Consider the following 13771-nt stretch of genomic DNA (forward strand, 5'->3'; position numbering starts at 1 on the left):
TCACAGCGCCAGCCCGAAGTCCTGGGCCACCCCGGCGAGCCCGTTCTCGTACCCCTGGCCCAGGGCGCGGAACTTCCAGTCGTCCCGGTGCCGGTACAGCTCGCCGAACATCATGGCCTTGATCCGGTCGCCGTGCATGGGCGGGATGTCGAACCGCAGCAGCTCGCGCCCATCCGGGCGCGCGAGCCTGATGTACGCGCTGCGCACCGCGCCGAACGTCCCCGGCCCGCGCAGCTCGGGGTCCACGTAGGCCAGGAAGGCGATCTTCGCGACCTCGGCGGGCACGAGCCCGAAGTCCACATCGACCTGCTCGACGTCCGCCGGCGCCCCCGGCGACTCTGCGAACGCCACGGAACCGCCCGCCGTCGTGAGCTGGTTGAAGAAGACGAGGTGCTCCGGCGTGAGGGCGCGGCCGTCGGCGCCGCACACGATCGCCATCGAGGTGATCTCGGACTGCGGCCCGTTGCTCGGGACCGTCTGCCAGCCCATGCCCACGAGGACGCCGCCCAGTCCGGGGTTCTCTGCCGTGAGCGGGGCATTGCTCCCCGCAACCATCGAGGCCATCAGAGTCGCTCTCCTTCGTGCGGTCCGTGCTGCGCGTGCGGGTCGTGCTGTCCGTGGGGGGGCAGCGCCTGCCCGGCGCCGCCCCCGGGAGTGAGGCGGATCCCGCCCACGTCGAACTTGTCCTGCAGGAACCGGCCGTGGACGCTGAGCTCCGCCACGGCGCCGGTGCGGACCTGGTGGTCGAGGTCCAGGGCGGTCGAGTGCAGGATGTCGAGCTGCTCGAGGAGCTTCTCGGTCTCCGGGCTCTCCTCCGCGTGCGCCCTGGCGGGCAGGGCCCGGTAGACGCGCAGCGAGGTGGGCAGGTAGTCGGTGACCATGGCGTGGAGCAGGACCCGCTGCTCGGTCGAGGCGCCGTGCTCGGCGATGTAGGCGATGAGGGCCCGCAGGAGGTCGTCCGTCTGGCGCAGACGCGAGGACGCGAGGGTGGGCAGCAGGGCACCGGCGCGCCGGATGGCGCTGCGCAGGTCGGCGAGGGCCGCCCGGGTCTGCTCGAGTTCCTGCTCCTGCGTGAGGGGGAGCTGGTCGTCGAGGATGCGCCGGGGGTCGCGCTCGCGGTCCCCGAACAGCGATCCGAAGAACTTGGCCACCATGCCCTCAGCCTAGCCGCTGGAGCCCGCGGGCTCGGGCCCGTCCTGGGGGAGCACCATCACGCCGCAGCGCAGTCCCGGCGCTGACGCCAGACGGGCGTCGACGGTGAGCAGCGGGCATCGGAGCTCTTCGGCGAGCGCCACGTACGCGGCGCCGTACGCGCCCACTGTTCCGCGGAGCTCCCATACGCGGCCGGAGACGGCGGCGAAGGGCCAGTACGTCACCGGCGCGCGGCAGAGGTCGCCGAAGGCGCGGGCCGCGGACGACGCCGGGATGGTCCCAGCGCGCTCGAGCCGCCTGAGCACGTTGGCCGCCTCATAGGGGAGGAGATCCGGCGCGGCGGCGTCGTGCAGGGCGAGCGCGGCCCTGATGGCATCGGCCCGTGCCCCGGCGCCGACCAGGGCTTCGACCATGGCGCCCGCGTCGACGACGATGCCCTCTGCATCCGAGGTCACCGGCGGTCGGCCTCCACCGCGGCGGTGAGGTCCGCGCTGTGGAGGCGAACGCCGTCGAGCCTCGCGGCCACCCCCACCTCGAAGTAGAAGTCCACGGGCCGAGGGGCGGAGGCAAGCCTCGCGAGCTCCGCGCTGAGGTACTCCTGGAGCGATCTGCCCTCGCGCCGGGCGCGCTCCGCGAGCACGTCCCGGACATCGTCCGGCACGTTGCGGATCGTGATGTTCACCGTCATGCACACAGGCTAGCACCAGTGCATGCATAATGCATGCACTGGCCGGGGGTCCCCCGGATTCCTCCGCGCCGCCCACGGGGGCCCGCGACGGGCGTACGCTCGTGTCATGCCGAAGAGCCGCACGCGCAAGCCCAAGAACACCCGCCCCAAGACTTCCGCGCAGCCGGGCGTCTACGAGCGCACCCGGACCACCATCGGCCTGCTCGTGGACCGGGTCACTCCGGAGTACATCGCGTGGGCCTCGCAGGGCGAGGAGGACGTCGCGGCCTTCGCTGCCGGGCAGCTCGGGATCGTCAAGGCCTTCGCCACGATCGTCCAGGCGGTCTCGGACGGCGCCCCCGGCTACCGCTTCGAGCCGGGTCCGACGCGCGCCTTCCTCGGGCCGTTCCTCGACGACGTCGCGGCCGCCTCCGAGGACGACTCGGCGGCCGTGGACGACCAGCGCTACGTGGTGGGCACCCTCATCGACTGGCTCACCTTCCTCGAGGAGACGGGCCGGTGGGACGGGACGGCGGAGGACCTCGTGCAGGTGTCCGAGGTCCTCGACGAGGCCGCGGAGGCCCTCGGCGGGATCGTGGACGCGAGCCCGCGCGACCAGCTGCCCCTTCCGACCGAGGAGGAGGCGGCCGACTTCGCCGCCAACGCCCCGTTCGTCCGCCACGCCAAGGCCCTGCTCGAGTGGGCCGGCGCCGGCCGCGAGGTCGACGCCGACGGCGGGCTCACGCCGTCGGGCCTCACCGACGCTGCGGCGCTCGTGGGTTCCAAGGAGCGAGCGGCCCGCCTCTGGGAGGCGATGCTGGCCGCGGAGCTGGTCACCCTCGACTCCGGCACGGCGCGCCCGGGGGAGGGCGCCGCGGACCTGGGCGGCACCGACGGCCTGGCCCGCCTCGAGGCGCAGTTCCTCGGCACCGAGATCGTCGTGGCAGCGTGCACCGCTGGCGCGCCCGGCAGTGACGAGGGCACGGCGGCGAGCATCCTCACGACCGTGCTGGACCGAGCCCTGGACCAGGAGCCGTTCCCGCTCGAGGACATCGCGAGCCTCGGCGCGGGGCAGGGCGAGGACCTCGGGATCGAGGAGGAGCTCGGGGCCGGCGCCACGGCACAGCTCAAGGACCTCGGCGAGGCGCTCCTGGGCGAGGTCCGCGAGCTCGAGGCCCTCGGGCTCGTCGACACGTCCGATGGCATGGTGGCCATCCCGGTCGCGGCCCTCGATGCCGTGTACGACGCGCTGGTCGATGAGGAGGCGGACCAGGGCGACTACCTGGACCCCGGCTTCGAGGACCGCGAGCTCGACGAGGTCTGAGCGGCTAGTTGCCCTCCTGCCGGCGGACCCGCTCGATGTAGGGTCGGGACTTCTCGAGCCCGGACTCGAGGGCGTGGACGGTGCCCTCCATGCTCTTGGCCGCCTGGGAGCGGAAGGTGTCGATCGCATCCATCGTCGCGTAGATGTTCGCGAACGCCTTCTCGAGGGTCTGGACCGAGACGCCGGAGCTCGCCGCCTGCTGGTGGATGCGGCCGGTCTGGTCCTTCAGCATCTCCGAGGTGCGCAGGATCATGTTGTTCGTCGTCGTGTTGATCGCATCGATCTGGTCGAGGACGAGCTTCTGGTTCGCGAGGGCCTGCGCCACGATCACGGCGGTGCGGAGCGCGCTGATCGTGGTGGTGCGGGCACGGTCCACGCCCTTGATGAGCTCGTTGTTGTTCTTCCGGATCATGTCGATCGCGAGGTAGCCCTGCACCGAGACGGCGAGCTGCGTGAGGATGTCCTGGCGGCGCTGGCGCACCGGGAACAGGACGTCCGACTCGAGCTGCTGGGCGTGCTCGATCTGCCCGCGCGAGCGCACCTCGTCGATCTTCTCGACCGTGGCCTTGTCCAGCTCCTGGGCGAAGGTCGCGTACTCGGAGAGCTGCTGCATGGTCTCCCACAGGTTGGTCTTCTCCTGCGCGAGCGCCGCGTTGTCCTTCATGAGCTCGTCCTGGCCGGACATGAGGGACTTGATGATCTTGTCCAACTGCGTCTGCGCGGACTCGTACCGCTGGAAGTACTTCGCGAGCCTGTTCCCGCCCGGGATCACGCCGAGGATCTTGCGGCCCACGCTCAGGTCGGCCTGGTTCGGAGTGAGGTCCTCGACCGTCGAGCGGAGCTCGCCGAGCGTGGATGCGACGTGCATCTGGGCGCTGTTGCCGGACTTCTTGGCGCTCGCGAGGGAGGTGCTCGAACGCTCGAGCATCCGGCTCGAGGCCTCGGAGGATGCCACCATCTCCCGTCCCGCGAAGCGGTTGAGCCCCTCCACCTTCTGCTGGAACTCAGGGCTGCGCGAGTCCATCGCCGCGATCTCGGCGACGAACGCACGCGCCTGCGTGCTGATCTCGTTCTGGCGCTCGGCGGGCACCGGGACCATGCCCGGGGCTTCCTCCTCCTTGATCACCGGCGCGGGATCGGGCGCCTGCAGGACCAGGGCCTGCTGAGTGTCGGTGGGATCCGGAGGGGTCAGGGAGATGGACATCGCGTGCTCCTTGTCTGGGGACTTCTCAGGGCGGAGGGGTCAGCCGAGGTTGACGCCGAAGTCGGTCGCGACGCCGGCCAGGCCGCTCGCGTACCCCTGGCCGATCGCCTTGAACTTCCACTCTCCCGAGTGGCGGTACAGCTCGGCGAAGATCATGCAGGTCTCGGCCGCGGCGTCCTCGGAGAGGTCATAGCGCACCACCTCGGCGTCCGTGGAGGCGTTGACGATCCGGCAGTAGGCGCCGCGGACCATGCCGAAGTTCTGCCGGCGCGCCTCGGCCTGGTCGATGCTCACGACGACGACGATCCGCTCGACGTCGGCCGGCACGTTGGCGAGGTGGACCTGGATCTGCTCGTCGTCGCCGCCGCCCTCGCCGGTGCGGTTGTCGCCGAGGTGCGCCACGGAGCCGTCCGCCGACTGCTTCTGGTTGTAGAAGATGAAGTCGGCGTCCGAGCGGACTTTGCCGTCGGCGCCGAGCATGAGGGCCGAGGCGTCGAGGTCGAAGGCGTCGCCCGTCGTGGTGCGGGGGTCCCAGCCGAGGCCGATGATCGCGTTCGTCAGGCCCGGGTCGGTCTTGGTGAGGGAGAGGTTGCCGCCCTTGGAGAGGGAGAGTCCAGCCATGGGTGTTGCTCCTTTGCTCTGGTTCAGGGGATCAGTCGAGGACGATGCCGAAGTCGGTGGCCACGCCGCGCAGGCCCGAGGCGTAGCCCTGGCCCACCGCCCGGAACTTCCACTCGCCGCCGTACCGGTAGATCTCGGCGAAGATCATGCACGTCTCGCTCGCGGCGTCCTCGGTGAGGTCATAGCGGACCACTTCCTGGTCGGTGTCGTCATTGACCACCCGGCAGAAGGCGCCCCGGACCATGCCGAAGTTCTGGCGGCGCGTCTCCGCCTGGTCGATCGAGACGACGATGACCACCTTCTCGACATCCGCCGCGACCTTGGAGAGGTCGATGAGGATCTGCTCGTCATCGCCCTCGCCCATGCCAGTGCGGTTGTCGCCCTGGTGGACCACCGAGCCGTCGGCAGCCGCGAGCTGGTTGTAGAAGATGAAGTCGTCATTGCTGCGCACCCGGCCGCTCGCAGTGACGAGCAGAGCGGAGGCGTCGAGGTCGAACGCCTCGCCGGCCGTGGTGCGTGGGTCCCAGCCCAGGCCCACCATGGCGCGCGTGAGGCCCGGGTCGGCCTTGGTGAGGGACAGGTTGCTTCCCTTGCTCAGGGACAGGCTTGCCATGGCGGTCCTTCCTGCCCTGCGCTCAGAGGGCGGCAGCGGCGGGGCCGACAAGGTCGCCCACTGTCCGGCCGTTCGCGGGCTGGCCGATCGCCGTGAACTTCCAGCCAGCGCCCTCGCGGGAGAGCTTGGCCATGATCATGCCGGTCGAGGGGCCCTGCTCCGTGAGCGTGTAGCGGGCAACCTCGGGGCTGCCTGGCGCGGAGTCGTCCACCACCCGGCAGAACGCGTTCTGCACGCGGTCGAACGTCTGCTGCGAGTAGCTCGTGATGACGAAGACGATGTGCTCCACCGCGGCGTTCACGCCCGGGAGGTTCACCGTGATGACCTCGTCGTCGCCGTCGCCCGCACCCGTGAGGTTGTCTCCGGTGTGGCGGACGGAGCCGTCCTTGCTGGCCAGCTGGTTGAAGAACACGGTGTCCAGCGCCTGCCGGCCGGCGTTGTAGAGGATCGCCGAGGCGTCCAGGTCGATCTCCGCTTCGCCGCCGCCCAGCAGCTTCCCGAACAGTCCGCCCTTCTTGGGCTGCTGCACGGCGTCCCAGCCGAGGCCCAGTCGGACCTGGGCCATGCTCGTGCCGTCCTGCTTGGTCAGCGACAGCCCCTGGCCCTTCTGCAAGCTCAGTCCCACAATGCGCTCCTTCTCTCTCGTGCTCTACGTGCCTTGGCGGAAAGTGTGCTGCCGCGTTATCAGGCGGTCTCGGCGGGTTCGGGCTCGCGCGCCGTGCGCCTGTTGCGGCGGAGGGACGCGATGAAGGCGGTGAGGATGAAGAACACCCCGATCAGGCCGGTGATGACCTCGTTGACCTCGATCCCGATGGTCAGCAGCAGGATCACCGCCAGCGCGCCGATCGCCCAGTGCGCGCCGTGGTCGAGGTAGACGTACTCGTCCAGCGTGCCCTGGCGCACGAGGTACACGGTCAGGGAGCGGACGAACATGGCGCCGATGAGGCCGAGGCCGAGGGCGATGATGATCGGGTCCGAGGTGATGGCGAAGGCGCCGATGACGCCGTCGAACGAGAACGAGGCGTCGATCATCTCGAGGTAGAGGAAGAGCATGAACGCGGCCTTGCCCGAGGCCTGGACGGCCTTGTTCGGCCCCTTGCCATGGGTTCCGCCCGCTGCCGTGGGGATGTCCCCGGCGTCGATCTCGCCGCTCTCGTCCACGTCGAAGAGCTCGCCGAGCCCCTTGACGAGGAAGTACGTGACCATGCCGAAGATCCCGGACATGAGCACCGTGCCCTGCGTCTCGGGGGCGGTGAGCTGGCCGATCACCGCGAGGGCGAAGAGGCCCACCACGAGCGAGGCGCCGTTCATCCTGCCGACCTTCGCGAGAGGCATCTCGAGCCAGTGCAGCCACTTGATGTGCCGCTCCTCGAAGAAGAAGTCGAGGAAGATCATGAGCAGGAAGATCCCGCCGAACGCCGCGATCTGCGGATGGGCGTGGTGCAGGATGTACGCGTAGGTGCCCGGCTCCTCGATGGGGCCCTTCTCGAGCGCGAGCTGGACCGCCTCCACCGGGCTGAGCTTGGCCGTGAGCCCCACGATGAGCAGCGGGAACAGCACGCGCATGCCGAACACGGCGATCACGATGCCCACAGTGAGGAACATCTTCTGCCAGAACGGGTTCATCCGCTCGAGGATGCGCGCGTTGACCACGGCGTTGTCGAAGCTCAGGCTGACCTCGAGGACGCCCAGGACCAGGCAGAGGAAGAGGGCCTGGGGGCCGCCGTACAGGAAGGCCACGACGAGCGCGGCAATGCTCACGCCAAAGGACCAGCCGAAGGTTCTCAGAAACACGTGGGGCGCAGAGCTCCTCGTCCAGGGCCCGGGGTGCCGGGCGGCAATCACGATCAGCTGCGGAAGAGCCGGGGCCCGTTCCGGCGGCCCCCTTCATCAGCCACGGCCATTATGTCGTGGGCCACTGACGGTTCTCGACATTCCGGTCCGATCAGCCTCTCAGGGAGACAACGGGGAAGGATGCGGCCGGGTTCCCCGCGGTGAGATCCCGCCGTCGGGCGCGTGCCGCCGCCGGTGAGATCCCGCCGTCGTGCGCGTGCCGCCGCCGGCGCCTACACCCGCACGGGCCGCTTGCGCCGCGCGGCCGCGAGCTGCTTCCCGAGGAGCCCCTGCCGGGGCGCGAGCAGGTACACGAACGCGAACACCACGCCCTGGACGAGGACGATCATGGGCCCGGACGCCGTGTCGAGGTAGTAGCTGATGTAGATCCCGACCACAGCCGCCGTGCCCGAGATGCCCGGCGCGATCACGAGCATGCGGCTGAAGCGGTCCGTCAGCAGATAGGCCGTGGCCCCCGGGATGATGAGCATCGCCACCACCAGCACCACCCCCACGGACTGCAGCGCCACCACCGCGGTCAGGGCCAGGAGCCCCAGGAGCGTGGCGCCGATGAGCCGCGGGTTGAGGCCGATCGCGTGCGCATGGGTCGGGTCGAACGCGTAGAGCGTGAAGTCGCGGCGCTTGAGCACGAGCACCGCGAACGTCACGGCGCCGAGGATGAGCACCTGGAGCAGGTCCGCCCAGCCCACGCCGAGGAGGTTGCCGAAGATGATGTGGTTCAGGTCTGTCTGGCTCGGCGTGACCGAGACGAGGACGAGGCCCAGCGCGAAGAGGGTCGTGAACACGATCCCGATCGCGGCGTCCTCCTTGACCCGGCTCGTCCCGCGGACCGCGCCGATGAGCGCCACGGCGAGGAAGCCGAACACGACGGCCCCCAGGGCAAAGGGTGCCCCCACCACGTACGCGAGCACGACGCCGGGCAGCACCGCATGGCTCACGGCGTCGCCCATGAGGGACCAGCCGATGAGGACGAGCCAGCACGAGAGCACCGCGCACACGATCGCCGCGACCACCGCGCTCGCCACAGCGCGCACCATGAACTCGTACGAGAGCGGCTCCGCCAGGAGGTCCAGGAGCGTGATCGGGTCCATCAGGGCTTCCTTCCGAGGACGTCAAGGCCGAACGCGAGGGCGATGTTCTCCGCCTTGAGCACCTCGCCCGGCGCGCCGTGCATGAGGACCCGGTGCAGGAGCAGCACTGCCTCGTCCGCGAGGTCCGGGAGGGCATGGAGGTCATGGGTCGAGATCAGGATCGCGGCGCCGTCGTCCGCGAGCTCCCGCAGCAGCCGCGTGATCGTGGCCTCCGAGCGCTTGTCCACCCCGGCGAACGGCTCGTCCAGCAGCAGCACCGAGGCGCCCTGCGCGATCCCGCGGGCCACGAACGCGCGCTTCCTCTGCCCGCCCGAAAGCTGGCCGATCTGCCGGTCCGCGAGATGGGCGAGCTCCACACGGTCGAGGGCGGCAGCAACGGCGTCGTGGTCCTCGGCGCGCGGGCGGCGCGTGAAGCCCAGCCCCCCATAGCGGCCCATCATCACCACGTCCCGCACCGAGACCGGGAACGCCCAGTCCACGCCCTCGCTCTGCGGGACGTACCCCACCGTGCCGGCACGGCGGGCCTCGGCGGGGCTGCCCCCGAAGACGCGCACCGTGCCCGAGTCCGGCTTCACGATTCCCATGACCGCCTTGAACAGGGTGGACTTGCCGGAGCCGTTCATGCCGATCAGCCCGCAGATGCGGCCGGGGTCGAGGGAGAGCGTGGCCTTGTCCAGGGCGAGGACATCCCCGTAGTGGACGGTCACGTCCCGGACGTCCACGGCGGAGGATCCGGGGATGGGATGGAACGTCACGGCTCCTCCTCTACTTGGCCCCGGGCGAGTTCCCCGCGAGGCCCGCGAGGATCGTCTCCGTGTCGTGGCGGATGAGGTCGAGGTAGGTCGGGACGGGGCCGTCGGCCTCGGACAGGGAGTCCACGTACAGGACGCCCGCGAGCTCGGCACCGCTCGCCGCCGCGACCTGCTCCATGGGCGCGTGGCTCACCGTGGACTCGCAGAACACGGCCGGGACCCTGTTGGCGCGGACGAACTCGATGGCGCTCGTGATCTGCTGCGGCGTGGCCTGCTGCTCGGCGTTGACGGGCCAGATGTACTTCTCCGTCAGGCCCGCGTCCCGCGTGAGGTAGGAGAACGCGCCCTCGCACGTCACGAGCGCGCGGTGGTTCCGGGGGAGCTTGGCCAGGCCCGTGGTCAGCTCGTCCTGGACCTTCTGCAGCTCGGTCTTGTAGGCGGCGGCATTGGCACGGTAGGCGTCTGCGTTCTGCGGGTCCAGCTCGGCGAAGGCATTGGCCATGTTGTCCGCGTACTTCTGGACGTTGGCCGGGCTCATCCACGCGTGCGGGTTGGGCTTTCCGGCGTAGGCGTCCGCGGCGATGTCGATGGGCTCGACGCCGGCGCTCACCTCGACGTGCTTCGCGTCCAGGCCCTGGACGAACTTGGCGAACCACGCCTCGAGGTTGAGGCCGTTGTCCAGGATGAGGTCCGCCTTGGCGGCGTTCTTGATGTCCCCGGGGGTGGGCTCGTAGCCGTGGATCTCTGCGCCGGCCTTGGTGATCGACTCGACCGTGAGGTGCTCGCCGGCCACGTTCTGGGCGATGTCCTGCAGGACCGTGAAGGTGGTGAGGACAACGGGGCGGTCGCTTCCGCCGTCTGCGCCCGCGCCGGCTCCTCCGCACGCCGTCAGGGCAAGGGCCGAGGCAGCGAGCATGGCAGTGAGGAGACGGGGGCGCCGCGGGATGCGGAACGACGTTGTGCGCATGGACCCAGCATAGGTTTCGGGGTGCCGCGAAACAAATTTAGGCATACCGAAACTCTACCGTCTGCGGGGGCCGACGCACGGGCACGCCGCAGATTCCCCGTGTAGGTCCCCCGCGCTCTTCCTCCGCGGAGGTCCCCCCGCAGATTCCCCGCGCAGGTCCCCCGCGCTCTTTCCCCCGCGGAGGTCCGCCCCGCAGATTCCCCGCGCAGGTCCCCTGCGCTCTTCCTCCACAGGCGCGCACGACGGCGTGTCCTCCACATACGGGTCCGGCCGCCTTCCGTGGGCGTTGCCCGGGCGGGACCGTGGGCGCATGCCCTCGACAACCTCGCCGCAGCCACCGGCGACGCCGGTGGCGCCGGTGGCGCCGCTCCGGTCCCTGCTGCCGGTCCAGCCCGAGTTCCCGCTCCCGCCTTCGCCCGGGTTCCCGCTGCCGCTCCAGCCAGCGCCCGCGCCCCCGCGCCCGCCAGGGTTCCCGCTGCCTCACACGGGCCCCTGGCTCGCCGCCGATCTCGCGGCCCGGCTCGGCAGCTCCCGCGCCCCCGCGCGGCTCGTGGCCCAAGGGCTGCTGGTCCGGATCTCGTGGGGCGTCTACTACTCGGCCCCGCACTGGGAGGTCCTCCCGGCCCGTGAACGGCATCTGGCCCTCATGGCCGCGCACCACGCGATGCACGCACGTCACGGCCAGCCCCGTTTCGTCTACTCGCATCTGAGCGCGGCGCGGCTGCACGGCCTCGAACTGTGGGAACCGGACGAACTGGTCCACGTGACCGGCTGCGAGCCGGTGGCGGCCAAGCGCCGGCGCGGTGATGCGCGGATCCACGGCAGTGAGGTGCCCCCTGAACAGCGCACGGTCGTGGAGGGCCTGCCCGCCACCTCGCTCGAGCGGACGGTGCTGGACTCGGCGCGGATCCTGCGGCCGGGGCAGGCACAGATCGTGGTGGACCACGGCCTGCGTCTCGGGGCCAGGAAGCGGCTGCTCGAGAGGATGGTGGACGAGGCGCCGGGCGGCCGCGGGATCGTCACGGCCCGGCGGGCCGTGGAGCTCGGCTCCGCGTTGAGCGAATCGGCCGGGGAGAGCCTGCTGAACATGGTGGTGGCCGGGATGCCGGTACCGCGGCCGCAGCAGCAGATCGAGGTCGTGACGCGGTACGGGGTCCACCGGATCGACTCCGGCTGGCCTTCGATCAGACGTGGGCTCGAGCTGGACGGGAAGAAGAAGTACTTCGAGTATGCGCCCACAGAGGAGGTGGTCTTCAAGGAGAGGCAGAGGGAGAAGCTCCTCATGGAGGACGAGTGGAGGTTCCTCCGCCTCGAGTGGAAGGACGTGTTTCGGCCCGACGAGCTCCAGCGCCGGATCGAGCGCCTCATCGCCTCGGCCGGGCCCGCGGGCATCGCCATGCTCGAGGAGGCCAGGTGCGCGGGACGCTGAGAAGACCGGGTGCGCGGACGGTGGGACAGACCGGACCGTGGGAATGGACGATAGGACGGGCCGGACCGTTGGACAGACGGCGGGACGGGCCGGACGTGGGAATGGACGGCGGGACGGGCCGGACGCCGCGGCGTCCGCATCCTGAGATGGCCGTTCTCCTGCGAGATGGTCCGTCCGGACGCGGCGAAAGGGACCATCTCGCAGGAAAGGGACCATTTCGGGTTTGCGGGCACGGGGGCCGGCACGGGCGGCCGGAACGGCGGGAACAGGGGCCGGAACGGCGGGAACAGGGGCCGGAACGGCGGGAACAGGGGCCGGAACGGGGCGCGGGCGGCCGAGGACCGTCTGGGACGAGGGGCACCGCTAGACTGGTCTGCCGTGCCAGATCCCACGCCCGCGACGTCCCGAGAGGGCTCTCGCGCCCCCGGCGCCGTCGGGGCCGGCGACTCCGTCGATGCGGTCGAGGCGAGCCCGCTCCCTGTCCTGCCAGGCGAGGGGACCAGGCCTGGTCCGCGCGGGATTCGCCCGCCCGAGGTATCAGCAGCCCGGACCCGGGGCGGGAGGCCCGCCGCGGCGGGGACGCCGTCGTCGTCCATCCTGGGGCGCCTCGGCGAGCTCGAAGCGCTCCACCGCGGCCCCGCGTGGGCGCTAACCCGGTCCGCACCGTGGACCATCGCCGCCCTCGAGACCGCGTTCAGCCGCAACCGCCCGCAGGTGGAGCTCGAGGAGTTCCACGAGGAGCTCGACGCGTTCCTCGAAGACCTCCGCGCGCGGGACGCTGCCGCCGGGGCGGCGCCGACCGCCGGCACCGCGACCGGCCGCGCCGTGGCCGACGACTGGACCCGCCGGCGTTTCCTCACCCGCAGGGCGCAGGGCGGCCGGATCGTCTACGAGCTCACCGAGGCCACGGCGCGCGTGCTCGCGTTCCTCGAGTCGCTGTCCTCGGACCGCTCGACCCTCACCGGCTCGCGCCTGGGAACCCTGCTCGGCGATGTGGAGAAGCTCGCCCGCGAGACCAACCCGGACACGTCCGCCAGGATCGAGGCGCTCGAGGCCGAGATCGAGGAGCGCCGCGAGCTCGTGCGCGCACTCCGCTCCGGCGAGCAGACCGGCGGGCTCGACGACGAGAACGCCCTCGAGGCGGCCGAGAACATCCTGGACCTCGCCGGCGGCCTGCCCGCGGACTTCAAGCGCATGCGGGACCGGATCGAGGACTCCGTAGGCCAGCTGCGCAACCAGATCATCGAGGAGTCCCTCACCAAGGGCGCCACCATGGCCCAGGTCCTCGAGGCGGACCGGCGGCTGCGCGCTTCGAGCGAGGGCCGCACGTTCCGCTCCTTCACGGCATTCCTCGAGGACCCCGAGCAGCAGCTGCGCTTCCGCGCCGCGATCACCGAGGTCCTCTCGCGGGACTTCGCGGACGGGCTAGAGCACGAGGACCGTGAGACGCTGCGCCACCTCGTGACCGAGCTGCGCGAGGCCCACGTCCAGATCCAGCGGATCTACGGCAAGCTCTCCGAGAGCCTCAACACGTACGTCCAGAGCGACGACTACCGCCAGTCCGTCCGCCTCCGCGAGGCCATCCGCCGCGCCGAGCAGGCCGTGCGGCGCCTGCCGTACACGCGGGAGGAGTCCGGGTTCGGGCCCGCGCCGGAGCTGTTCGCGGCCGAGTTCGAGTCCCTGTCCATGGTCAAGCTCTTCGACCCCGACGAGTTCGCCCCGCCGCCCCGGCTCGCGGACCCCATCAGCTTCGGATCCGAGGACCGGGCGCGGTCCGCGCGCACCGGCAAGGCCCGGGCGGCGGCGCTGCGCGAGGCGGTGGCGCTCGCGGTCGAGGCCGGGGGCGGGCAGGCGGGGATCGCCGACGTGTGGGCGCACCTGCCGGACGGCGAGCAGCACATCAACTCGATCCGCGCGCTCCTCGGGCAGCTGCTGCACGAGGGCGTGCCGTTCGACCGGGGCGCGTGGGCGCCGCTCGAGTTCGGCCAGGTGGACGGCACCCGCCGCACCGCCTTCGTCCCCAACGCGACCGTGCCCCGCGAAACGCGCGGTACCCCTGAGACCCGCGCGCGCCGCGAAGAGGAGGACTAGATGGAC

At 71.0% G+C, this 13771-nt stretch carries 15 protein-coding genes; 3 read left to right on the plus strand and 12 right to left on the minus strand.

The genetic code is table 11. The features are described 5' to 3' along the window. The 4 genes from ABCQ75_RS08280 to ABCQ75_RS08295 are packed head-to-tail and all read right to left on the minus strand — an operon-like array spanning window position 1 to window position 1840. Window positions 1-564 carry a TerD family protein gene (locus tag ABCQ75_RS08280; RefSeq protein ID WP_345884624.1) on the minus strand — a complete coding sequence of 188 codons (564 nt, stop codon included), beginning with the start codon at window positions 562-564 and terminating at the stop codon, window positions 1-3. Then, window positions 564-1154 (minus strand): hypothetical protein, encoded by a 591-nt coding sequence (locus ABCQ75_RS08285; protein ID WP_345884626.1) that lies wholly within the window; start codon window positions 1152-1154, stop codon window positions 564-566. The genes ABCQ75_RS08280 and ABCQ75_RS08285 overlap by 1 nt, the downstream gene beginning before the upstream one ends. Before the next feature lie 9 nt (window positions 1155-1163). Next, window positions 1164-1607 carry a type II toxin-antitoxin system VapC family toxin gene (locus ABCQ75_RS08290; protein WP_345884628.1) on the minus strand — a complete coding sequence of 148 codons (444 nt, stop codon included), beginning with the start codon at window positions 1605-1607 and terminating at the stop codon, window positions 1164-1166. Next, window positions 1604-1840: a FitA-like ribbon-helix-helix domain-containing protein gene (locus ABCQ75_RS08295; RefSeq protein ID WP_345884630.1), complete on the minus strand. Its 237-nt coding sequence runs from the start codon at window positions 1838-1840 to the stop codon at window positions 1604-1606. The genes ABCQ75_RS08290 and ABCQ75_RS08295 overlap by 4 nt, the downstream gene beginning before the upstream one ends. Window positions 1841-1946: 106 nt before the next feature. Here ABCQ75_RS08295 and ABCQ75_RS08300 point away from each other — a divergent pair, with 106 nt between their 5' ends. Beyond that, window positions 1947-3143, plus strand: coding sequence for a hypothetical protein (locus ABCQ75_RS08300; RefSeq protein WP_345884631.1), 1197 nt, complete (start codon window positions 1947-1949; stop codon window positions 3141-3143). A gap of 4 nt (window positions 3144-3147) precedes the next feature. Here the strand turns inward: ABCQ75_RS08300 and ABCQ75_RS08305 are convergent, their stop codons facing one another. The 8 genes from ABCQ75_RS08305 to ABCQ75_RS08340 form a co-directional block, all read right to left on the minus strand. Continuing rightward, window positions 3148-4347: a toxic anion resistance protein gene (locus ABCQ75_RS08305; protein WP_345884633.1), complete on the minus strand. Its 1200-nt coding sequence runs from the start codon at window positions 4345-4347 to the stop codon at window positions 3148-3150. Window positions 4348-4386: 39 nt separating this feature from the next. Beyond that, the gene (locus ABCQ75_RS08310; RefSeq protein ID WP_345884635.1) at window positions 4387-4968 is read right to left on the minus strand and encodes a TerD family protein; all 582 of its coding nucleotides are present in this window, start codon (window positions 4966-4968) and stop codon (window positions 4387-4389) included. A gap of 31 nt (window positions 4969-4999) precedes the next feature. After that, window positions 5000-5581 carry a TerD family protein gene (locus ABCQ75_RS08315; protein WP_345884636.1) on the minus strand — a complete coding sequence of 194 codons (582 nt, stop codon included), beginning with the start codon at window positions 5579-5581 and terminating at the stop codon, window positions 5000-5002. Between the two features lie 22 nt (window positions 5582-5603). After that, window positions 5604-6206 (minus strand): TerD family protein, encoded by a 603-nt coding sequence (locus tag ABCQ75_RS08320; RefSeq protein ID WP_345884638.1) that lies wholly within the window; start codon window positions 6204-6206, stop codon window positions 5604-5606. A gap of 59 nt (window positions 6207-6265) precedes the next feature. Beyond that, complete coding sequence (locus ABCQ75_RS08325; protein ID WP_345884639.1) at window positions 6266-7375, minus strand: DUF475 domain-containing protein; 1110 nt, start codon at window positions 7373-7375, stop codon at window positions 6266-6268. A 272-nt stretch (window positions 7376-7647) separates the two neighbouring features. Then, a complete protein-coding gene (locus ABCQ75_RS08330) occupies window positions 7648-8526 on the minus strand; it encodes a metal ABC transporter permease (protein ID WP_345884641.1) in 879 nt (292 codons plus the stop codon). Continuing rightward, window positions 8526-9281 carry a metal ABC transporter ATP-binding protein gene (locus ABCQ75_RS08335; RefSeq protein ID WP_345884643.1) on the minus strand — a complete coding sequence of 252 codons (756 nt, stop codon included), beginning with the start codon at window positions 9279-9281 and terminating at the stop codon, window positions 8526-8528. Before ABCQ75_RS08335 ends, ABCQ75_RS08330 begins: the two co-directional genes overlap by 1 nt. 10 nt (window positions 9282-9291) lie before the next feature. Continuing rightward, window positions 9292-10245, minus strand: a complete 954-nt coding sequence (locus tag ABCQ75_RS08340; protein WP_345884644.1) for a metal ABC transporter substrate-binding protein — start codon at window positions 10243-10245, stop codon at window positions 9292-9294. 310 nt (window positions 10246-10555) lie between these two features. Between ABCQ75_RS08340 and ABCQ75_RS08345 the strand changes: the two genes are divergently transcribed. Next, complete coding sequence (locus ABCQ75_RS08345) at window positions 10556-11674, plus strand: hypothetical protein (protein WP_345884646.1); 1119 nt, start codon at window positions 10556-10558, stop codon at window positions 11672-11674. Window positions 11675-12268: 594 nt separating this feature from the next. After that, window positions 12269-13765: a DUF3375 family protein gene (locus ABCQ75_RS08350; protein WP_345884688.1), complete on the plus strand. Its 1497-nt coding sequence runs from the start codon at window positions 12269-12271 to the stop codon at window positions 13763-13765. Window positions 13766-13771 lie beyond the last annotated feature (6 nt).

It is taken from the genome of Sinomonas halotolerans (assembly GCF_039615075.1).
Lineage (GTDB): Bacteria > Actinomycetota > Actinomycetes > Actinomycetales > Micrococcaceae > Sinomonas > Sinomonas halotolerans.